Here is a 20,483-nt window from a genome sequence, read left to right as displayed (position 1 = left end):
CGGATGAGAATGGATTTTAAAACGGAATTTAAGCCAGAAACGGTGCAACCGATGGAAATTGAAGGATTGAGTTTTGATATCATTACGGAAGAGTTTGGGGAACATGATCTTTCCCATGAAGAGTACAAAGTGGTTCAGCGTGTCATTCACGCATCAGCTGATTTTGAACTCGGAAGAAGCATGCTTTTCCATCCGAAAGCGATTGAAGTGGGTCTTCAAGCAATCAGAAATGGTGAGCGGGTGATTTGTGATGTGCAGATGGTGCAAGTCGGCATTAGTAAAGGACGCATTGAAAAGCACGGCGGCAGCATTCATGTATATATTTCTGATCCCGATGTAATGGCGGAAGCGAAAAAACTGAATACGACAAGAGCGATTGTTTCAATGCGTAAAGCAGTAGCTGAAGCTGATGGCGGTATTTACTGCATCGGGAATGCTCCGACTGCTTTATTGGAACTCATTCGTCTTGTAAAAGAAGGAATTGCGAAACCTAGCTTAGTGATCGGTCTTCCAGTTGGATTCGTTTCCGCTGCAGAATCAAAAGAAGAATTAGCGAAGTTAGACATTCCGTACATTACGAATATCGGCAGAAAAGGCGGAAGTACGGTTACCGTTGCTGCATTGAACGCCCTTTCTCTGCTTGCTGAACAAGAATAATGATGAAAGCACAAGACACCCAAAAAGAACAACCGCTAAGAAAAGGGTATACAACCGGTGCATGTGCGACGGCCGCTGTTCAGGCGGCCTTGGTCTCTTTATTAACAGGGGAAAAGCAGGAAGAAGCCACGATTTATCTTCCAGCAAAAGTGTTTGCAACTTTTACCGTTGAGCACTGTGAAATTCATGAGCGACGAGCGATTGCGGCGATCAAAAAAGATGCCGGAGATGACCCGGATGTTACCCATGGAGCGGTGATTTATGCGGAAGTTTCGTTAAAAGACGAGCCCGGCATTGAGCTTGATGGTGGCGAAGGAGTCGGTCGAGCGACGAAGCCTGGATTGGCGGTAGAGGTTGGTCAAGCGGCTATTAATCCTGTTCCTCGAAAGATGATTTTATCGGAAGCAGAGAACATTTTAACTGATTTTCAGCGGACAGAAGGCGTGAAGATCATTATTTCCGTTCCAGGTGGCGAAGAAATGGCGAAGAAGACGTTAAATGCTCGCCTTGGCATTCTAGGTGGGATTTCAATCTTAGGAACACGAGGAATTGTGATGCCATTTTCAACGGCCGCTTATAAAGCGAGTATCATTCAAGCGATTCATGTAGCGATTGCTGGAGGGTGTGACCATGTCGCTATTACGACAGGCGGACGCAGTGAAAAATATGCGATGAAGCAACTTCCTCATTTAAAAGAGGAAGCTTTTATCGAGATGGGTGACTTTGTCGGCTTTACATTAAAGCATTGCAAACGCCTCGGCATAAAAAAAGTATCGATGGTTGGTATGATGGGGAAATTTTCGAAAGTCGCTCAAGGGGTGATGATGGTTCATTCGAAAAGTGCCCCGGTAGATTTCGATTTTTTGGCAGACACTGCACGACAGGCAGGAGCTGCTGAAGCATTGGTGGAAGAAGTGAGATCGGCCAATACCGCTTCTCATGCCGCGGATTTAATGCTCGCAGCGGGTTATCATGAATTTTTTGATCGTTTGTGTGATAGTTGCTGCAAGCACGCCATTGAGGAAGTCAACGGTGGGCTCACCGTTGATATGACCTTATATACGTTAAAAGGTGAATGTTTAGGAAAGGCGGAGCGTCATGGATAAAGTGAAAATTATTGGAATTGGCGATGAAGGCCGTAGTGGCCTGTTGCCGGTTTATCAACAATGGATCCAAGAATCTCATTTTCTGGCTGGGGGAGAGCGTCAACTCGCTTTTTTCCCAGATTATCAAGGTGAGACATTCACAATTAAAGGGAATTTACGAGAATTAAAAGAGAGATTGAGTAAGCAGCCTGAAAAAGCGGTTGTGCTCGCATCAGGAGATCCTCTATTTTACGGCATTGGCAGCTATTTATCTAAGTCCATCGAGGCAGAGATTTACCCGCAACCGAGTTCGGTACAGCTTGCGTTTGCTAGGATGGGCGAGGCGTGGCAACATGCGACGATTATTAGTTTGCACGGACGCCCAATCAAAGGACTTGCGCAACGAATGGATGGCAAAAAGCTGATCGCTTTATTAACGGATGTGACAAATACACCGGCTGTGATTGCGGCTTATTTAAAAACATATGGTATGACGGAATATAAGGCCTTTATCGCTGAAAATCTTGGCGGTGAAAATGAGCGATGTCGTTGGATGTCGTTGGATGAGATGGAGCAAGCAGCATTCTCTGTTTTAAACGTGGTCATTTTAAAAAGTGAGACAGACATAAACACATGGTCACTAGGCATTCCGGACGAGGAGTTTGTTCAACGCAAGCCAGATAAAGGGCTATTGACGAAAAAGGAAATTCGCGTGCTCACTATTGGACAAATGAATCTTCATAAAGATAGTGTCGTTTGGGATATCGGCACATGCACAGGCTCGATCGCCATTGAAGCGGCGAAAATAGCGACGGATGGAGCGGTGTATGCGATTGAAAAGAATGAAGCTGATTTAGAAAATGCCATTCAGAATTTTCTTAAGTTTCGCACGGATGTGACCGCTATTCAAGGAAAAGCACCGGATGGTTTAGCCGATTTTCCAGCCCCAGATGCGGTATTTATCGGCGGTACGGCAGGTAATATCGAAGGCATTTTTGACGAATGCTGTTCCCGTTTAAAAGAGAATGGAACGATTGTCATGAATGTTGTCACGATTGAAAATTTATACGAAGCCGTGCAAGCATTGAAGAAACGCGGATTTGAAACGGAGCTCACATTAGCCCAAATCGCAAGAAGCAAACCGATTTTGCATCTAACAAGAATGGAAGGGTTGAACCCTGTTTATATCATTACAGCGAAGCGAGCGAAAGGAGAATCAGCATGACAGGTATTTTATACGGTGTGGGGGCTGGCCCAGGGGACCCGGAACTAATTACAGTAAAAGCATTTCGCGCTCTACAAGAGTGTCCAGTTATTGCTTATCCGAAAAAAAGAAAAGGCAGCAAAAGCTATGCCAGAAAAATCATTGATGCGTATGTCAATCCGGCAGAAAAAGATATGCTTGGTCTCGTTTTTCCGATGACGAAGGATCCGGAAATTTTAGAGCGGGAATGGTCCAATACAGCTGATTTAGTATGGGAGAAGCTTCAAGAGGGAAAAGATGTCGCTTTCATTACAGAAGGTGATCCGCTACTGTACAGCACATTTATACATATGATGAACGTGATGAAAGAGCGTTATGGCGATGTCCCGATGAAGATTATTCCTGGTATTTCTTCGATTAATGGAGCGGCAGCTAGACTGTCTTTACCATTAGCTGATGGAGATGATGTTGTTGCAATTGTGCCAGCAAATGACAATTATGAAGCGATGAAGCAAGCGATCGAGCAGCATGATTGTGTGATTTTTATTAAAGTGGCAAAAGTGATTGATTTAATGCTTCAGATTTTAAAAGAATTGAATTTGACAGATAAAGCATCAGTCGTCACAAAGGTTACATCGGAAGAAGAAATTGTTTGGTCAATGGCTGAGCTTGAAGGAGCAGAACCGGAATATTTAACGTTAATGGTGGTGAGAAAATGAAATTATATATTGTCGGAGCAGGTCCAGGTGCACCAGATTTAATCACGGTGAGAGGACAGAATTTACTGAAGGAAGCAGACGTCATTTTATATGCGGATTCATTAGTGAGTGAAGAACATTTTAACATTGCCAAGCCAGGAGCGGAAATATTAAAAACAGCAGGCATGCACTTAGAAGAAATGGTTGAGGTGATGAAGCAACGCCTAGCAGAAGGCAAAAAAGTCGTTCGTCTTCATACGGGGGACCCTGCAGTATACGGGGCGATTATGGAGCAAATGACCTTATTAAAAGAAGCGGGTGTTGAGATTGAGATCGTGCCAGGTGTAAGTTCCGTTTTTGCTGCAGCGGCTAGCGCACAAGCGGAATTAACAATTCCTGATCTAACACAAACAGTGATTTTAACGAGAGCGGAAGGAAGAACACCGGTGCCAGAACGGGAGCAATTAGCGAAGTTGGCAGAGCATCATTGTACGATCGCTTTCTTCCTAAGTGCCACACTAACGAAAAAGGTGATGAAAGAATTAGTCAGTGCTGGCTGGGCACCGGAAACGCCTGTCGCAGTCGTCTATAAAGCGACATGGCCTGATGAAAAAATTGTTCGCACGACGATTGAGAAATTGGATGAAGATATGCGCGTAAACGGCATTCGCAAGCAAGCAATGATTTTAGCCGGCTGGGCGTTAGATCCAAACATTCACGAAAAAGACTTTCGCTCAAAATTGTATGATAAAGAGTTTACCCATGGATTCCGCCGAGGAGTGAAACAATGAGTCTGCAATTAGAAGAACATGTGATACCAAAGATCAACGTAAAAGGAAAGTATGCCGTCGTAGCGATTACGAAGCATGGCACGCAGTTGGCGAGAAAAATATCCAAATTATTTCCTGATAGCGATCTATACTATATGAAGAAACATGCACAAGGTGATGAAGAGGAACATGGCATCACTTTGTTTGAAGGCTCCGTTCGCATCTTGCTTCCGAGTTTATTTGCCAATTATCAGGGCCTGATTATCATTATTTCTTTAGGGGCTGTTGTTCGCATGATCGCTCCGATTTTAAAAGATAAAAAGACCGACCCAGGCGTCGTTGTTGTGGACGATCGTGGCGAACATGTGATTAGTGTATTGTCAGGGCATCTCGGTGGAGCGAATGAGTTAACAAAAGAAATCGCTGCATTACTGAATGCCTATCCGGTTGTGACGACTGCTTCTGATGTGCAAAAAACGATTCCCGTTGATTTATTTGGCCGCCGTTTTGGCTGGGAATGGGAATCGGATGAGAAATTGACACCAGTCAGCGCATCGGTAGTGAATGAAGAAAAAGTAGTAGTCGTCCAAGAATCAGGCGAGCGAAATTGGTGGATGCATGATACAGCGATGCCAGCGAATATTCATCTATGTTCCTCCATCGACGAAGCATTGGCATACCAGCCAGATGCGGCACTCGTTGTGACGCATCGCTTACTTGAACCACAAGAGGAAGATATTTTAACGAACGGTGTGTTATATCGTCCAAAAGTAATCGTTCTCGGTATTGGCTGTAACCGAGGAACGGCAGTGGAAGAAATTGAACAAGTGATTGAAGAGACATTACAAGAGTTAAAGATTAGCAAAAAAAGCGTCAAAACAGTGGCAACGATTGATTTGAAGAAAGATGAAATAGGGTTGCTTGAAGTTGTCCGAAAGAATCAATGGGACTTTATTTATTATCCACCAGCTGAGCTCAATACGAAAACATTAGTGCAGCCCTCTGATACCGTGTATAAATTCACTGGTGCTTACGGTGTCAGTGAACCAGCAGCGATGCTGGCAAGTGGAAATGATGAGCTACTACTTGTCAAGAAGAAATCAGGCAATGTCACTATTTCAGTTGGATTGATTTCCTATCACTAAGGAGGGGAGCAGATGAGCCAGAGAAGAATAATGATCGCTGGAACCGGAAGTGGCGCCGGAAAAACAACCGTAACGATTGGGCTAATGGCCGCTTTTAAAGCAAGAGGAGTAAGTGTGCAAGGGTTCAAATGCGGCCCTGACTATATCGACCCGACTTATCATACGGCCGTAACTGGCCGGCCATCGAGAAACTTAGATAGCTGGATGACTGGGCGAGAGACGGTGAAGGAGATTTATGCTAGAGGAGCAAAGGGTGCGGAGCTTTCTATTATTGAAGGGGTTATGGGCTATTTCGACGGTAAGGATCCATTGAAAAACGATGGCAGTTCCGCTGATATAAGTGAAGTGCTCAATTGTCCGGTTTTACTTGTCGTCAATTGTGCCAGTATGGCTAGAAGCGCCGCTGCGATTGTGAAAGGCTTTCAAGCGATGGCTGCAAGCGGAAGAATCGTCGGGGTGATTGCGAACCGAGTCGGCAGTGAAAGTCATTTTAACATTGTCAAATCTGCGATTGAACAAGAGTGTGGGATCCCTGTTGTTGGCTATTTAAAAAAAGAGAATGATATTTCTATTCCAGAACGTCATTTAGGATTGATCCCTTCCGTTGAGAGAGGAGAGCTAGCCGGCTTTTTCGAGAAACTTGGACAGCTTGTTTCTGATACGGTCGATATAGAGGCTATTTGGAAGCTCGCCGAAGCACCGGTGATCGAGCCAGCTGAACGTTCGATGTTTACTAAAGTGAAAGAATCAACTGTTAAGATCGCTGTAGCTAAAGATGCCGCGTTTAATTTTTACTATGAAGAAAATTTGGAGCTGCTACAGGCCAATGGAGCTGACATTCAATTTTTCTCGCCATTACAGGATGAGCCTGTTCCAACTGGAGCTTCTGCGCTTTACTTAGGAGGCGGCTTTCCGGAAGAGTTTGCGGCTCTCTTAGCAAGTAACGAAAAGGCGAAACAGTCGATTCGTCAAGCCATTGCGGCTGGTTTACCGACATTAGCAGAATGCGGTGGCTTTATGTACTTGACGGAAGCGATTGAAGATACAAGTGGCGAGGTTTATCCGATGGTTGGGGTCATTCCTGGTGTTGCCACGATGCAAAAGAAGCTCGCTGCTCTTGGCTACCGTGAGCTGACGGGCTTAGCTCCGAACTTTTTGCTAGCGGAGGGAGCGACAGCGCGCGGACATGAATTCCATTATTCTAAATTTATGGCGAAAGAACCAATGAAAGCCGCTTACGAAACAAAGGGGCGCTTTGGAACGAAAGAACAAGGATTTGTATTGCCGTATGTGATCGCTGGCTATGCTCATTTTCATTTTGCATCAGACACAGCTCTTGCTCGCCGTTTTGTAGAAGCAGCTCAACAATATCAAGCAGAGAGGACCTCTGAACATGCTGTATCCAGCGATGCTTAAGCTAGAAGGGAAGAGAGTCGTTGTGATCGGCGGAGGAAAGGTTGCTGCTCGTAAAGTTATTTCGTTAGTTGAAGCAAAGGCAACGGTGCAAGTCGTCAGTCCGGAAATCAGTTCGGAAATGGCGGAATTCATCGATCATCATCCGATTGACTGGAAACAGAAGATATTTGAGCCCGAGGATTTGCAGGGAGCCGTTCTTGTTTTTGCTGCGACAAATGACCGAAAAGTAAATGCATATATCCAGCAATGTGCTTCGGGTCAGCAGCTTGTCAATATCGTTGATGATCCCGCAGGTAGCAGCTTCTTTGTTCCGGCTACTTTAAAAAAAGGAAAGCTAGCCATTGCCGTCAGTACAAGCGGTGGCAGCCCAGGTCTCAGCAAGAAAATCATTCAAGAATTGTCCACTCAATATGATGAGCAGTTTATTAGCTTTATAGACTTTTTAGCAGAATGCCGAGAGCAAATTAAACATCAAGTGAGCGACCCTGTACATAGAAAACAATTATTAACAGAATTGATTCAGTCTGATCTGTACGAACAACTAAAAGAGGCAGACGATCAAGAACGAGTGAGGCTGTTGAACATCTTAATAGATTCGAGGAGATGAACGTGAAAAAAGGCAAAGTGTATTTAGTCGGAGCCGGACCAGGCGATCCAAAGCTGATTACGGTGAAAGGACTAGAATGTATTCAGCAAGCAGACGTCATTGCGTATGATCGGCTAGTCAATAAAGAGCTGCTCCAGTATGCGAAAGAAGGAGCAGAATTGATTTTTTGTGGAAAGCTTCCCGGCAAACATGCGCTCATTCAAGAGCAAATCAACCAGCTGCTAGTTGAAAAAGCAGAGCAAGGCTTAATTGTTACTCGCTTAAAAGGCGGCGACCCTTGTGTATTTGGTCGTGTAGGTGAAGAAGCAGAACAGTTAGCCGAGGCTCAGATCCCGTTTGAAATTATTCCAGGTATTACAGCTGGGATTGCGGCCCCTGCTTATGCAGGTATTCCAGTAACTCATCGCAATCATGCAGCTACTTTCGCTATTGTTACCGCTCATGGCCGCGCGGAAAAAGGCCAGGATTTTGTTAACTGGCAAGCGCTAGCGCAAGGAATTGATACGATTGCTTTTTATATGGGAGTTGGCAATCTCGGTCATATTTGCAGGGAATTGGTCGCGCATGGTAAGGCTACTTCCACTCCTGTTGCTATCATTGAGTGGGGAACGACAAATAATCAGCGTACAATCACAGGTGACCTTGCCTCAATTGAGCAAAAGGCACACGATTATAAAATTTCTAATCCAGCTATTGTGCTTGTAGGAGAAGTCGTTAGTCAACGAGAAAAGATTAGATGGTTTGATCAGGACCCACATATCTCTACATTAATGAAAACAGAATAAATGAAAAGGGTGAAACAATGTTATTTTTGAAAAGAACGACAATAGTGATGTTGGCACTGACTTGTTTTTTCTGGATCAATTCCTTTCAACCAGCCGCCGCGATGCATATTATGGAAGGGTTTTTGCCGGTTAAATGGGCGATTCTTTGGTGGGCATTAACCATTCCATTTATTGCGGCTGGTATTCGATCCATTCAAAAAACAATTAAACAGCACCCAGAAACGAAAATGATGCTAGGTTTAGCGGGAGCGTTTGCCTTCGTATTATCGGCTCTTAAAATCCCATCGGTTACAGGCAGTAGCTCCCATCCAACAGGTGTGGGTCTTGGAACCGTTTTGTTTGGTCCGCTAGCCATGACTGTTTTAGGAACGATCGTACTGTTGTTTCAAGCGCTGCTTTTAGCTCACGGCGGTTTAACGACGTTAGGAGCGAATGCATTTTCGATGGCTGTTGTCGGTCCATTAATGACTTATGCTGTATACAAGTTTGGACGAAAAATGAATCTTTCTTTTGCGCTCGCTGTCTTTTTTGCTGCTTTTTTAGGTGATTTGGCGACCTATACGGTGACTTCCTTGCAATTAGCGCTTGCTTTTCCAGCGGAAACAGGCGGCGTGTTCGCTTCATTTATGAAATTTGCCGGGATTTTCTCTGTCACACAGATTTCATTAGCGGTTGCGGAAGGAATTTTAACAGTGATCGTGATGAATTGGCTTGTGAAGTATAACAAAAACGAATTAAATCAGTTAAGTGTCGCAGTGAAGGAGGCGTAAAGATGAAGAACCTACTATTATTTGCGATTGTCGTGTTGCTTGCTGTTGTGCCGCTTGTGATGAATAAAGATGCTGAATTTCTTGGGGCAGACGGAGAAGCTGAGGCAGCAATTACTGAAATTAGTCCAGATTATAAACCATGGTTTGATGTCATTTGGGAGCCGCCTAGCGGAGAAGTGGAAAGTTTATTATTTGCTTTACAAGCAGCAGGCGGGGCGATGTTTATTGGCTATTTTATTGGAGCTGCGCGTGCGAGAAAAAAGTTAGAAGAGAAATATAGTAATAAAAGCTGATGTTCATCGATTATTATGCCAATCACAGCCGGCTTTCTCACTTGCATCCAGGTGAAAAAGCCGCTTTTGCTTTTTCACATTTATTGCTCGTGCTTGTAACAAAAGACATTGTTTTATCGATCTATGTCTTTTTACTTATGGGAATCGTCGCCGTATGTTATGCAAAAATTCCACTTCGGACGTATGGGAAGCTACTTTTCTTGCCATTGTTGTTTTTATTATTTAGTTTGTTTCCTTTACTTCTTTCCTTTGCACGTGAAGGGACAGAAGTTGAAGCTATTGTGCGAACGGCCAGTGTCTCTGGCTGGTTTATTTATGTTTCGTATGCATCGATTCATCAGGCTGTTTTATTATGTTCCTCTGCCTATGGAGCAGTCAGCTGCATGTACTTCTTTATTTTAACGACGCCTTTTCATGGTATCGCTACGCTGTTGCGCTTGTTGCGATTGCCGGAAGTTTTTATTGAACTGACAGCGGTGACGTATCGCTTTATCTTTGTTTTCATTGAAAAAGCGGAAGAAACCTATAAAGCACAACAGTCTCGGGCAGGCTACAGCAGTCTTCGTTCGACTTTTTCCTCAATATCAGCGCTTGTTGCTAATTTATTCATCCAAACAATGAGAGAAGCGAAGCATGTCCAAATGGCGGTCGATGCACGAGGAGGGAATGAAGAAGAAGTAGGACAAATGATTTTCTATCCAATTAGGCGAGATTTGTGGCTCGTCATTTTAATCAGCTTTTTCATCTCCTGTGCGGTGATGTATGTGTTTTAGAAAAGAAGGTGAAGACAATGTTAGAAATAAATAATGTCAGTTATGTATATCCTGATGGAACGAAGGCGTTAGATCAACTCACATTAACGATTCAATCGGGGAAGAAAATTGCGATTTTAGGCAATAATGGAGCGGGGAAATCATCGCTTTTTCTTCATTTCAACGGATTACTTCAGCCGACAGAAGGAGAGATCCGTTTTCAAGGCCAGCCGCTCAGCTATAAACGGAAGGCGCTCAAGGAATTGCGCAGACAAGTAGGCATTGTGTTTCAACATCCGGATGCTCAGCTTTTTTCTCCTACTGTACTTGAAGATGTGATGTACGGTCCGCTGCAATTAGGTTATTCCAAACAAGAAGCTGAACAAGTAGCATTAGCGATTCTTGATGCGACGGGATTACTCGAGCTGAAACATAAACCGCCTCATTTTTTAAGTGTAGGGCAGAAAAAGCGAGTCGCCATTGCAGGAGTCGCTGTGATGAACCCGAAACTTCTTATTTTAGATGAACCAACGGCTGGTCTGGATCCTCTGTACGCCAAAAAAATGATGGCATTTGTGTCTGATCTTCAACAGGAAGGACAAACGATTGTTTTATCCACACATGATATCAATTTAGCTTATGAATGGGCAGATGAAATCGTTATTTTGTATAATGGGAGCTTGCAAGCATTCGGTTCGCCTGCTGATCTGTTTATGCAAAAAGAATTGCTCGAAGCATGTCATTTAGAGCAACCGTGGATCATAGAAGTGTTTTCAGCATGGCAAGCCGCACATCCTGATCAGCGAATACCGATTCCAACAACAAAAGAAGAATTGCTCAAAATCATCCAGAGACTGTCCAATAAGTCCCTAAAATAAAAGAGGTGGAGAAAAACGAGTCGTTTTTCTCCACCTCTTTTTGACAGATGTCCCATGTTGTTCTTAAAAGTAAGAAATTATTATTATTTTTGAGAAGTCCTTAAAAAACTACTAATATTACATAGAAAGTTGTAATAAAAGAGCTTTACAACTAATTTTATTCTTATTATTGAGAAAAAGTTTCAATTCTTCCATTTACTTTAATCAGCTTTTAAGGTGGTATGTAATTTGCATAGTGAATGTAAGCCTTTTTAAGACTGGAAAGAGATCAAAAGAATGGGAGGAGTGAATGACTATGGTAAAGAAAGAAAAAGAAATAAGAAAACCTTCAATCTGGCTAGCGTTAGTACCGGTTTTATTTATGATTGTTTCCCTATCCATTTCAGTGATTAAATTTGAAGCCGATCCACATATTCCCCTCTTTTTAAGTACGATTGTGGCAGCTGTTATTGCTGTTCGATTAGGTCATAGTTGGTCAGAACTCGAACAAAGTATTTTTAAGACGATTTTATTATCTCTTCAAGCGATATTAATCTTAATGATCATTGGTACATTGATGGGAACATGGCTTGCAGGTGGTATCGTCCCGGCAATGATCTATTATGGATTAGAAATGATTTCTCCGACTTATTACTTGTTAGCAGCCTGTATCATTTGCTGTATTGTTAGTATGGCAGCTGGAAATGCTTGGTCAGCGGCTGGAACTGTAGGCATTGCTTTAATGGGTATAGGGCAAGGTTTGGGGGTTCCGTTACCAATGGTAGCAGGAGCAATTGTATCAGGTGTGTATTTTGGTGATAAAATGTCTCCTTTATCAGAAACAACTAATTTAGCTCCCGCGGTTGTAGGTATCGGTCTGTTTGAACATATTCGCAATATGACTTTTACGACTGGTCCAGCATTAATTATTGCCCTCATTCTTTATGGAGTGTTAGGCATTAAATATTTTGGTGAAGGTTCTCGTGTCAATGATGTGGAGTTGATTCAAGGTGTGCTATCTGATCAATTTTTGATTTCCCCATTTTTGCTTATCCCACCTTTACTGATTATTGTCATTTTAGTGCTTAAAATTCCTGCGATTCCAGGGTTAACAATTGGTTCAATTGTCGGCGCTTTATGTGCTTTATTTGTGCAGGGGTCTAGTTTAGCAGATGTAGTAGCAGCGATGCATACTGGTTTTTCGGCTGAAACAGGCAACGTCATTACTGATGAGTTGTTGAATCAAGGTGGAGTAGAGAACATGATGAGCATGATTGCTTTAGTACTAATTGCTATGAGCTTTGGTGGAGTGTTGGAAAAAGCACAAATTCTTGAAACGATTGTTCAAGCATTAGTTAAAGGAGTAAAAAGAACAGGTAGTTTAATTGCGACAACGGTTTTTACATGTTTCTCAGCAAATGCTGTTGGCTGTGAACAATATATGTCAATTATTTTACCAGGGCGTATGTATTTAGCTGAGTATCAAAGGCGAGGTCTTCATCCAAAAGTATTGGCACGGACATTGGAAGATGCAGGGACGATGAGTTCACCGTTAATACCTTGGACGACTTGCGGTGTCTTTATGCTTGGTGTACTGGGAGTAAGTGCATTAGAGTATGCTCCTTATGCATTTTTAGCGTGGATTAGCCCGATTATAGCGATTATTTATGGTTATTTTAATATCAAAATTGACCGCATTCAGGTCGATTCTGGAACTGAAAATAGTGAGTCTTTACACAAAGTCGATGAAATTACCTCTTAATGTTTAAGGAAGTGCATGAAAAAAATTCTGAATATTTAAAAAACAGAGGATGGACGATGAAGAAGATTCGTTTAAATGGATCTTTCAAAGAAATTGGCAAACAGCATGGATCTGTAGGCAAAAAAGAAGTACTAAATAGTTTAGAAACCTATGAATCATTGTTTTATGATTTTAGTCAAATTCGTTGGAATGAAGCAAGAGAGTTGGCGAAAAACCATATCGATATGATTATGACTTAATTGAAGAAATGGAAGGAGTCGCTATTGGGGCTGGAGTAGATTTTTTCGAATTTGCATAAAGGAATGACCCGTGTCTTCCCTGATTTAAAGCAGGCGAACATTGAGTTTCAATGAAGTGGAAAAGTAGGTTTCACTACAGCTAAAATCCCTTACATTGGTAAATTAATTGATGCTAATGTATGCCGAATAAATGAGGGGAAAAACCCTTTAGCTAAAGCGAAGTTAACGCCCATTCCTTTTTATGAGCAACATGCTAAAGTAGTTAGCATCATGAAATATTATTATAAATTACTAGATGCCATGTTTTAAAAACCAAGTTTTCTCGTTGTTGAGAAACATTTTTCAATTATGAGAAAGAATGGAATAGGTGCTATTAACTAGATTGAAATTCAGAATATTTAATAAATAAGAAGTTTTGTTTCTCACAATTAAGAAATTTAGTCCATCAGAATGTCAGGGGATATATGAAATTTAAAATAAGTTAATTACTTATAATGGTGTCCAACTGTTGATATGGTCGGTTTTAGGTTGTAAACGAAGGAGTAAATCATTTTCCGATCCTAAGTTGGCACAGCATTTGCAAATAGCTAGGTGTAATCATTTAAATGAACAAAGAATGAGAGGATGAGGAGAATGAGAAAGACGAATGAAGAAGCTTTGCAAATTGCGACGGAAATTTTGGCGTTGATTGAGAGTGATTCACTTAGTGAGGAACAGAAGGATCAAGTAATTGAAGACTCGATCTATAACTTTACTCATTTTGTAAATAAAGCGATTTTGAATCATCGGAAATCGGCATCGACAGACTTTTCTTTTGTTGAATGGGAGGATGAAGAAGCGATCTTCCGCGATACGAAGAATCGGGAATTTATCGATTGTTTAGGTGGATACGGTGTTTATTTATTAGGCCATCGTCATCCAAAAGTAGTGAAAGCGGTAGAGGCTCAATTAAAACGTTATGCACTTCACAGTCAGGAATTAGTCGATCCGTTGCGCGGTTATTTATCTAAGCTCGTTGCTGCGATTACCCCGGGTGACTTGCAATATACTTATTTAACCAATTCAGGGGCAGAAGCGAATGAAATGGCGCTTAAGTTAGCACGATTGGCTACGGGAAAAACTCATTTTATTTCGACAGTGAATGGATTCCATGGTAAAACTTTCGGGGCACTTTCTTCATCTGGAAAAGCCGTCTTTAGAGAGCCGTACTTACCATTGATTCCAGGGTTTCAGCATGTACCATTCGGAGACGCTGATGCGATGGAAAACGCTATTAAGCATTTAGAGGCGACAGGAGAGAAAGTAGCAGGTATTATTGTTGAACCAATTCAAGGGGAAGGCGGTATTAACATTCCTGCCGATGACTATTTCCCTCGATTAAGAGAGATTTGTGATAAATATGGATGTGTATTAATTGTCGATGAAATACAAACGGGAATGGGACGTACAGGTACTTTGTTTGGAATTGATCATTGGAATGTCGTACCAGATATTATGACACTTGGAAAGGCATTCGGCGGTGGAGTTATGCCGATTACAGCAATGGTTGCTAGACCTCATTTGTGGAAGAAGATGGAGGAGAATCCATTCCTACTTGGTTCATCTACGTTTGGCGGTAACCCACTTTGCTGTGCGGGAGCCATCGCTGGAATTAAGACCATTCTGGAAGAGAATATCGTCGAACAAGCTCGTGAGAAAGGTGAATATATTATCGAGAAATTATCTGACATTCAATCAAAATATCCTGAAGTAATGGTTGATGTACGTGGTAAAGGGTTATTGATCGGAATGGAGTTTGCGACGAATGAAATCGGATTTGAATTAGCTAAGCGATTGTTTGCTGATCAAATTCTCGTCGGTGGAACTTTAAATAATGCCACAGTTATTCGGATTGAGCCACCTGCGGTAATTACGTATCAACAAATTGACACCGTCATTGAAGCGATTAACAAGCATGTAGCAAACTTAGCGAAAAAACAAGTGGTTACTAATTAAGGATTACAAGATTCAAAAATAAGGGGGCGTTTTGCCCCTTTTTATTCCAAATTAACAGGCTGTAAGACACTCACCTAAAAAGTGTAAACGGGTAGGTGGGAGACCAACAGCCCGTAAAAGCTCAAGTTCATTCAACTAACAATCAGTGGAGGATGGAGAAAATCCCCACTGATTGATGTTTCATTTTATCATAAACGAAGTGAGATAAAGGAGAGGTAAGAAATGAGCCAAACGAAAAAGCAGACATTATTTGGGCGTTGGAAAGATATGACGAATCTAAGAAAGCTATACATTAATGGAGAATGGGTCGAGCCTATTCATCAACATACACTATCCGTTGTCAATCCAGCTACAGGAGAACTACTTGCAGAAGTAGCATCAGCTGAAGCGGAAGATACCGAACGAGCGATTCGTGCTGCTCGAACAGCATTTGATTTAGGAAAATGGCGTCATGTATCGGCCCATGAGCGAGCTACTTTACTAATGAATTTAGCAGCAAAAATTGATGAACATCAAGAGGAATTAGCCTATCTAGAAATGCTGAACAACGGAAAAACCTTGAGAGAATCTCTAAGCGATATGGAAGAAGCAGCGAAAACTTTTCGCTATTATGCTGGATTAACAACAAAGCCGACAGGAGAAACGTTTGAAACGACAGCTCCACTTATTGCAAGAGTAGTTCGAGAACCTATCGGTGTTTGCGGTCAAATTATACCTTGGAATTATCCTCTTTTAATGGCAGCTTGGAAGTTAGCTCCGGCTCTAGCTGCTGGGAACGTATGTATTTTAAAACCTTCTGAACTAACACCACTTACTGCTATTCGTCTATTTGAATTAATTGATGAAATTGGATTTCCAAAAGGGGTTGTCAATTTAATCAATGGAACCGGACAGAATGCAGGAGAACCACTCGTCACAAGCCCACTCGTTGACAAAATCGCCTTTACAGGTGGTACTGTAATAGGAAAACATATCATGAAACAGGCGGTCGGCAACTTGAAAAAAGTATCCCTAGAATTGGGCGGTAAATCTCCTAATATAATTTTTGCTGATGCAGATTATGAAAGCGCTTTAGATTATGCGACCTTTGCTATTTTTAATAACTCAGGTCAAGTATGTTCAGCTGGTTCTCGTTTATTAGTCGAAAAATCTATCTATGACCAATTTGTTAAAGACCTCGTACAAGCGACAAGAAACATTAAAGTTGGTCCTGGAGATGATTCAGCTTCACAAATGGGACCGGTCATTAGTCAAGCACATATGAAAAAAATTCTTAATTATATCGAGATTGGTCAACAAGAAGGAGCTACATTGGCCTGCGGAGGAAAGCAATTGCTTGATCAAGGACGTGAAACAGGTAGCTTTATTGAACCGACGATCTTTATTGATGTGGATTCGCACATGACGATTGCTCAAGAGGAAATTTTTGGTCCTGTTTTATGTGTGATGCCCTTTGAAACTGAAGCAGAAGCACTCCAAGTAGCTAATGATTCTCCATATGGATTAGCGGCAGGAATTTTTACTTCGGATGTTTCTAAAGCAGAGCGAATGGCCAAATCGATTCGTGCAGGTGTAACTTGGATTAATACGTATGAGCAGAATTTGGTGGAAGGACCATGGGGTGGCTATAAACAGAGCGGAATTGGACGAGAACTAGGGACGTATGGTTTAGAAGAATATACCGAAGTGAAACAAATTATTAATAACTTACAAGTAGAACCAACAGGCTGGTTTGCTGATAAATAGAAGATAGCTACTTTACTATGTTTGTAAAAGGGGAGATCAGTTGAGTACACCGATGGTTGAACTGAAAAGAGTTGCCAAACGATTTAAAGATTTTGTTGCTGCGGAAGATATTAATATTTCAGTTAAGCCTGGTGAATTTCTAACATTGCTTATGGATTACGACTGAACCTTTCATGAATTGAAAGGTTTTTTTTGAAAAATAGAGAATTATATAATAGACAATTTCCATCATTATACAGGGGTGAGGTTGTGACATTTTTAAAAGGCATACAGGAATTAGTGCAGCAAGTAGCTGATGCGATATCAGCTGCATTAAAAGTCGAAGCGGAGATTATCGACGAGTCGATGACAGTCATAGCCGGAACGGGAGAATGTAGAAAAAGAATTAATACGATAGAAGAAGATGGGAAGAAGGAAGCGGGCTATGTATATGGCAGAGTCTTGATTACAAAACAGGCATTTGTCGTAGAAGATGCGCGAAACGATCCGACATACGATCCCCTTGTGAATACGGGAGAATTAGAGGAAGTAGCTGAAATTTGTTGTCCCATTATTTACAATGAGAAGGCCATTGGAGTAATTGGTCTTCTGGCCTTTAATGAAGAACAGCATAATCGTTTGTTGGAGAACCAGGAGCAAATGTTAAATTTCTTATGGCGCATGTCTGATTTAATTACCGTAAAAGTAGCCGAGATGGAAACGACGCAACAATTATTGCTAACAAAAAATAAATTAAATACGATTTTAGAATCTATACAAGATGGAATTCTGGCTATTGATCAGCAAGGCATCATCACGCATTGTAACCACACAGTTGAAATGCTTCTTTATACAAAAAAAGAAGACATCATTGGAAAACCGTTAGAGCAAATCATGCCAGACTCACCGATGTTATCCGTCTTAAAAACAGGAAAAGGCTATTTGGAGAATGAAGAAATTTACCAAACTACTAAACAGCACTTCCACTTTATCGTTACAGCTACCCCCATTTTTAATCAAACTCAAGTCTATGGCGTTGTTGCTTCGATTCGAAAGATGTCTGACGTAAGAAAACTTGCCTATACTCTCACAACTGGCGAACTTGATCTATCTTTTGCGGAAGTCAAAGGAAAAAGTAGCATTATTAAAAGCTTGAAACAACAGGCATTAAAAGTGAGTAATAGTCATTCCAATATTCTAATAACCGGTGAAAGTGGTACTGGTAAAGGTGTCTTTGCAATGGCGATTCATAACGCCAGTAATCGAGCATCGGGCCCATTTATTGCGGTGAATTGTGGCTCTATCCCGGAAACATTGCTTGAGAGCGAATTATTTGGCTATGCTAAAGGAGCTTTTACAGGTGCAAATAAAGAAGGGAAAATTGGAAAGTTTGAAATGGCGGATGGGGGAACGATTTTTCTAGATGAAATTGGAGATCTTCCTTTGCATTTACAAGTAAAGTTATTACATGTGTTACAGCATAAAAAAGTAGAACGAGTTGGGGGAAAAAGTCCAATTCCTATTGATATTAAAGTCATTGCAGCAACGAATCAAAATTTAGAGAAAATGGTTCAAGAAGGTGAATTTCGAGCCGATTTATATTTTCGGTTAAATGTGATTCCTTTATATTTACCTCCGCTTCGTGATCGCCAAGTAGATATACCGATATTAATGAATCATTTCCTATCTAAACACACGGCTTCATTAAACAAAGAAATCTATGGATTTGAGCCAAAAGTGATCGAGTTATTTCAATATTATCCATGGCCCGGAAATGTACGAGAATTGGAAAATGCGGTTGAATATGCTGTGAATATGGAACAAACAAATCGAATTACTCTTCACAGTCTCCCAGCTCGAATGGTGGACCGAAAAGACTATATGGATGATACTCCTTCTTTAAAAATGAGGCTTAGTTTTTACGAAAGAGATATTTTGCAACAAATGTTAAATGAATATGGCCATACAGTGAAGGCAAAAAAACAAATTGCTGCCCAGCTAGATATTAGTCTTGCCACTTTATATAGAAAGCTTGAAGAACATGATCTTCAAAATGAACCTATTCGTTTTAAGCAATTATTCTAAGGCAAAAGGGGCTGTCCAATAAGTCCCTAAAATAAAAGAGGTGGAGAAAAACGAGTCGTTTTTCTCCACCTCTTTTTGTCGGTTTCCGATATTTCTCTGAAAGTAGCTGGCGGATGCTGGCTACTTTCAGGAGGTTGTGGGCTAAAGCCACAATCCCAAATTCTGTGTGTACTTTGTCGATCCCCCGCAAGGAAAATCTGCGGAACGACCGATTGCCCTTGATGTAACCTGATTGATTTTTCTTATTCATGTATCTCAAAAACTTCACCCGACGACCGTTCGGGCAAATAAAGTGATCGTCTTTTTCCTCGTAGGTCCAGTTTTTTGCGTTTCGGATGTCTTTTTTATAGCTTCGTTCCTGTTCTTTCATAGGTTTCCTGCAGGCACTACGTTGTTTTCGCTTTTCTTTCCGTACTTGAACATCTGGTTCTTGGTCGATTTCTTCTGTTAGTTGATCGACTTCCTTCTCTAGTTGATTCGCTAGGTTTTCTAACTGTTCAGGCGTTGCTTCTTGAGGGATTTCTGACTCCGATTTGGTCACTTCTTCAATGTGTTGAAGCGTCTGTTGGATCTTTTCTTTGAGTTTTTCTTCAAAATGTTTCGTCGATTTTTTCCATAAATGAAGAAGGGCTGTCATAGAAAGTCAGTTTTCACTGACTTTCTGGACAGCCCCTTTTCATTTTATTTTCAGTTTTGTCTTTTATAGTGGCACTAGAATGAAAAATGGAAGGTGAGATGAATGCATAAAAAGCGCAAATATTTACCCATTTTAGTCTCTTCCTCTCTGCTCATTTGGCCCATACAGGCAACTTATGCCGATGATGATGATGAATATGAAAGCTATGAAGATTATGATGAGGGATACGAAGAGGAAGAAGATGGAGAGTGGTATGGTACAGAAGAGAAGCGCCAAACAATGATTGAGGAGACGTGGTATGCTTGGTCACGAGCTTCATCTGCTATTTTGGCCAATGAAACGCTGCCAGTAACAAAGCAGCAAGAAGTGAAGTTGCAATTACCAAATAAAACAGCGATCTGGATAGATGTTCTGCCTTATCAAGGGCAATTACTCGTACCATTAAAAAGTGTCGCTCAATATTTAGGGGCCGATGTGTATGTGTATAAGAACAGCAGAGCAATGGAAGTAGTGGATGAAGATGTGCATTTAATTTTTAAAGAAGGCTCACTAGCTGTTTACGAAAATATGGCGAAAACACCGATGCCAACTGCTACTCTCAATGTGAACGGAAAAGTGTATGTACCCATTAGTGTGATAGGAGGAGCGTTAGGGTGGGATGTCAGTTGGACCGATGAAACCGTACAAATGCAGAAACGAGGGAGCATCAATGGCAAACGCTAAATGGTGGAAGTGGGCAATTGGGATTGGTAGTGTCAGTTCTTTAGCCGTCTTCTTAAATGTCGTACAAGGAGCAGATGTGCAGCAAGAGCAAAACTATTCAGTGACAGATATTCAGTCGCTCAATGCGAAAGAAAGAGAAGCGAGAGACGAATGGATTTCTACGTTGGATTGGGAAGAGACTAATTGGGATGTAGATGCCTCCGCCTATTCGGCTACGTTTACACCGAGAGGAGAAGGAGGGCAGCCTCAGGCAGATAATCGAACAAGGAGGTCTTAAT

At 41.6% G+C, this 20,483-nt stretch carries 21 protein-coding genes and 1 pseudogene; 21 read left to right on the top strand and 1 reads right to left on the bottom strand.

Annotated features, from left to right (window positions below; genetic code table 11):
* Positions 1 to 9 precede the first annotated feature (9 nt).
* From IRB43_RS07170 to IRB43_RS07085, 19 genes are all read left to right on the top strand, one after another.
* Positions 10 to 657, top strand: coding sequence for a precorrin-8X methylmutase (locus tag IRB43_RS07170; protein ID WP_203362749.1), 648 nt, complete (start codon positions 10 to 12; stop codon positions 655 to 657).
* A gap of 2 nt (positions 658 to 659) precedes the next feature.
* Positions 660 to 1,763 (top strand): cobalt-precorrin-5B (C(1))-methyltransferase, encoded by a 1,104-nt coding sequence (locus tag IRB43_RS07165; RefSeq protein WP_203362819.1) that lies wholly within the window; start codon positions 660 to 662, stop codon positions 1,761 to 1,763.
* Positions 1,756 to 2,967, top strand: a complete 1,212-nt coding sequence (gene cbiE / locus IRB43_RS07160; protein ID WP_203362748.1) for a precorrin-6y C5,15-methyltransferase (decarboxylating) subunit CbiE — start codon at positions 1,756 to 1,758, stop codon at positions 2,965 to 2,967. Before IRB43_RS07165 ends, cbiE begins: the two co-directional genes overlap by 8 nt.
* Positions 2,964 to 3,665 (top strand): precorrin-2 C(20)-methyltransferase, encoded by a 702-nt coding sequence (gene cobI, locus IRB43_RS07155; protein ID WP_203362747.1) that lies wholly within the window; start codon positions 2,964 to 2,966, stop codon positions 3,663 to 3,665. Before cbiE ends, cobI begins: the two co-directional genes overlap by 4 nt.
* Entirely contained in the window at positions 3,662 to 4,435 is a 774-nt protein-coding gene (gene cobM, locus IRB43_RS07150; RefSeq protein WP_203362746.1) for a precorrin-4 C(11)-methyltransferase, read from the top strand. The genes cobI and cobM overlap by 4 nt, the downstream gene beginning before the upstream one ends.
* Positions 4,432 to 5,559, top strand: coding sequence for a cobalt-precorrin 5A hydrolase (locus tag IRB43_RS07145; RefSeq protein ID WP_203362745.1), 1,128 nt, complete (start codon positions 4,432 to 4,434; stop codon positions 5,557 to 5,559). The genes cobM and IRB43_RS07145 overlap by 4 nt, the downstream gene beginning before the upstream one ends.
* A gap of 12 nt (positions 5,560 to 5,571) precedes the next feature.
* The gene (locus tag IRB43_RS07140) at positions 5,572 to 6,975 is read left to right on the top strand and encodes a cobyrinic acid a,c-diamide synthase CobB (RefSeq protein ID WP_203362744.1); all 1,404 of its coding nucleotides are present in this window, start codon (positions 5,572 to 5,574) and stop codon (positions 6,973 to 6,975) included.
* Positions 6,953 to 7,582 (top strand): precorrin-2 dehydrogenase/sirohydrochlorin ferrochelatase family protein, encoded by a 630-nt coding sequence (locus IRB43_RS07135; RefSeq protein ID WP_203362743.1) that lies wholly within the window; start codon positions 6,953 to 6,955, stop codon positions 7,580 to 7,582. The genes IRB43_RS07140 and IRB43_RS07135 overlap by 23 nt, the downstream gene beginning before the upstream one ends.
* A 2-nt stretch (positions 7,583 to 7,584) precedes the next feature.
* A complete protein-coding gene (gene cobA, locus IRB43_RS07130) occupies positions 7,585 to 8,367 on the top strand; it encodes a uroporphyrinogen-III C-methyltransferase (RefSeq protein WP_203362742.1) in 783 nt (260 codons plus the stop codon).
* A gap of 47 nt (positions 8,368 to 8,414) precedes the next feature.
* Entirely contained in the window at positions 8,415 to 9,137 is a 723-nt protein-coding gene (locus IRB43_RS07125; RefSeq protein ID WP_203362818.1) for an energy-coupling factor ABC transporter permease, read from the top strand.
* 2 nt (positions 9,138 to 9,139) lie between these two features.
* Positions 9,140 to 9,430: an energy-coupling factor ABC transporter substrate-binding protein gene (locus IRB43_RS07120; RefSeq protein ID WP_203362741.1), complete on the top strand. Its 291-nt coding sequence runs from the start codon at positions 9,140 to 9,142 to the stop codon at positions 9,428 to 9,430.
* The gene (gene cbiQ / locus IRB43_RS07115) at positions 9,430 to 10,203 is read left to right on the top strand and encodes a cobalt ECF transporter T component CbiQ (protein ID WP_203362740.1); all 774 of its coding nucleotides are present in this window, start codon (positions 9,430 to 9,432) and stop codon (positions 10,201 to 10,203) included. Before IRB43_RS07120 ends, cbiQ begins: the two co-directional genes overlap by 1 nt.
* A gap of 17 nt (positions 10,204 to 10,220) precedes the next feature.
* Positions 10,221 to 11,060, top strand: coding sequence for an energy-coupling factor ABC transporter ATP-binding protein (locus tag IRB43_RS07110; RefSeq protein ID WP_203362739.1), 840 nt, complete (start codon positions 10,221 to 10,223; stop codon positions 11,058 to 11,060).
* A gap of 289 nt (positions 11,061 to 11,349) precedes the next feature.
* Positions 11,350 to 12,801, top strand: coding sequence for a Na+/H+ antiporter NhaC (nhaC, locus tag IRB43_RS07105; RefSeq protein ID WP_238941863.1), 1,452 nt, complete (start codon positions 11,350 to 11,352; stop codon positions 12,799 to 12,801).
* Positions 12,802 to 12,857: 56 nt separating this feature from the next.
* Positions 12,858 to 13,040: a hypothetical protein gene (locus IRB43_RS07100; RefSeq protein WP_203362738.1), complete on the top strand. Its 183-nt coding sequence runs from the start codon at positions 12,858 to 12,860 to the stop codon at positions 13,038 to 13,040.
* Between the two features lie 633 nt (positions 13,041 to 13,673).
* Complete coding sequence (locus tag IRB43_RS07095; protein ID WP_238941862.1) at positions 13,674 to 15,035, top strand: putrescine aminotransferase; 1,362 nt, start codon at positions 13,674 to 13,676, stop codon at positions 15,033 to 15,035.
* A 267-nt stretch (positions 15,036 to 15,302) separates the two neighbouring features.
* Positions 15,303 to 16,781 (top strand): aldehyde dehydrogenase family protein, encoded by a 1,479-nt coding sequence (locus IRB43_RS07090; RefSeq protein ID WP_203362816.1) that lies wholly within the window; start codon positions 15,303 to 15,305, stop codon positions 16,779 to 16,781.
* A gap of 40 nt (positions 16,782 to 16,821) precedes the next feature.
* A complete protein-coding gene (locus tag IRB43_RS17995) occupies positions 16,822 to 16,947 on the top strand; it encodes a hypothetical protein (RefSeq protein WP_275296755.1) in 126 nt (41 codons plus the stop codon).
* Positions 16,948 to 17,030: 83 nt separating this feature from the next.
* Positions 17,031 to 18,845, top strand: coding sequence for a sigma 54-interacting transcriptional regulator (locus tag IRB43_RS07085; RefSeq protein ID WP_203362736.1), 1,815 nt, complete (start codon positions 17,031 to 17,033; stop codon positions 18,843 to 18,845).
* Between the two features lie 120 nt (positions 18,846 to 18,965).
* On the opposite strand, the pseudogene IRB43_RS18170 reads toward IRB43_RS07085, so the two are convergent.
* Positions 18,966 to 19,215, bottom strand: a pseudogene (locus IRB43_RS18170) (transposase); the annotation flags it as partial.
* A 369-nt stretch (positions 19,216 to 19,584) separates the two neighbouring features.
* Here IRB43_RS18170 and IRB43_RS07075 point away from each other — a divergent pair.
* Together IRB43_RS07075 and IRB43_RS07070 are read left to right on the top strand one after the other, a co-directional pair.
* Positions 19,585 to 20,205 (top strand): copper amine oxidase N-terminal domain-containing protein, encoded by a 621-nt coding sequence (locus IRB43_RS07075; RefSeq protein WP_203362734.1) that lies wholly within the window; start codon positions 19,585 to 19,587, stop codon positions 20,203 to 20,205.
* A complete protein-coding gene (locus IRB43_RS07070) occupies positions 20,192 to 20,482 on the top strand; it encodes a hypothetical protein (RefSeq protein WP_203362733.1) in 291 nt (96 codons plus the stop codon). The genes IRB43_RS07075 and IRB43_RS07070 overlap by 14 nt, the downstream gene beginning before the upstream one ends.
* Position 20,483 lies beyond the last annotated feature (1 nt).

Origin of the sequence: Bacillus sp. REN10 (assembly GCF_016820555.1) — a bacterium.
In the GTDB taxonomy this organism is placed as follows: domain Bacteria; phylum Bacillota; class Bacilli; order Bacillales; family Domibacillaceae; genus Bacillus_CE.
Note: the sequence above shows the minus strand (reverse complement) of the source record. Positions and strands in the feature narration are given on the sequence as shown.

Coding starts and splice junctions, on each gene's coding strand:
- IRB43_RS07170 (WP_203362749.1), top strand. CDS start 10: ATGGATTTTAAAACGGAATTTAAGCCAGAAACGGTGCAACCGATGGAA.
- IRB43_RS07165 (WP_203362819.1), top strand. CDS start 660: ATGAAAGCACAAGACACCCAAAAAGAACAACCGCTAAGAAAAGGGTAT.
- cbiE (WP_203362748.1), top strand. CDS start 1,756: ATGGATAAAGTGAAAATTATTGGAATTGGCGATGAAGGCCGTAGTGGC.
- cobI (WP_203362747.1), top strand. CDS start 2,964: ATGACAGGTATTTTATACGGTGTGGGGGCTGGCCCAGGGGACCCGGAA.
- cobM (WP_203362746.1), top strand. CDS start 3,662: ATGAAATTATATATTGTCGGAGCAGGTCCAGGTGCACCAGATTTAATC.
- IRB43_RS07145 (WP_203362745.1), top strand. CDS start 4,432: ATGAGTCTGCAATTAGAAGAACATGTGATACCAAAGATCAACGTAAAA.
- IRB43_RS07140 (WP_203362744.1), top strand. CDS start 5,572: ATGAGCCAGAGAAGAATAATGATCGCTGGAACCGGAAGTGGCGCCGGA.
- IRB43_RS07135 (WP_203362743.1), top strand. CDS start 6,953: ATGCTGTATCCAGCGATGCTTAAGCTAGAAGGGAAGAGAGTCGTTGTG.
- IRB43_RS07125 (WP_203362818.1), top strand. CDS start 8,415: ATGTTGGCACTGACTTGTTTTTTCTGGATCAATTCCTTTCAACCAGCC.
- IRB43_RS07120 (WP_203362741.1), top strand. CDS start 9,140: ATGAAGAACCTACTATTATTTGCGATTGTCGTGTTGCTTGCTGTTGTG.
- cbiQ (WP_203362740.1), top strand. CDS start 9,430: ATGTTCATCGATTATTATGCCAATCACAGCCGGCTTTCTCACTTGCAT.
- IRB43_RS07110 (WP_203362739.1), top strand. CDS start 10,221: ATGTTAGAAATAAATAATGTCAGTTATGTATATCCTGATGGAACGAAG.
- nhaC (WP_238941863.1), top strand. CDS start 11,350: ATGACTATGGTAAAGAAAGAAAAAGAAATAAGAAAACCTTCAATCTGG.
- IRB43_RS07100 (WP_203362738.1), top strand. CDS start 12,858: ATGAAGAAGATTCGTTTAAATGGATCTTTCAAAGAAATTGGCAAACAG.
- IRB43_RS07095 (WP_238941862.1), top strand. CDS start 13,674: ATGAGAAAGACGAATGAAGAAGCTTTGCAAATTGCGACGGAAATTTTG.
- IRB43_RS07090 (WP_203362816.1), top strand. CDS start 15,303: ATGACGAATCTAAGAAAGCTATACATTAATGGAGAATGGGTCGAGCCT.
- IRB43_RS07075 (WP_203362734.1), top strand. CDS start 19,585: ATGCATAAAAAGCGCAAATATTTACCCATTTTAGTCTCTTCCTCTCTG.
- IRB43_RS07070 (WP_203362733.1), top strand. CDS start 20,192: ATGGCAAACGCTAAATGGTGGAAGTGGGCAATTGGGATTGGTAGTGTC.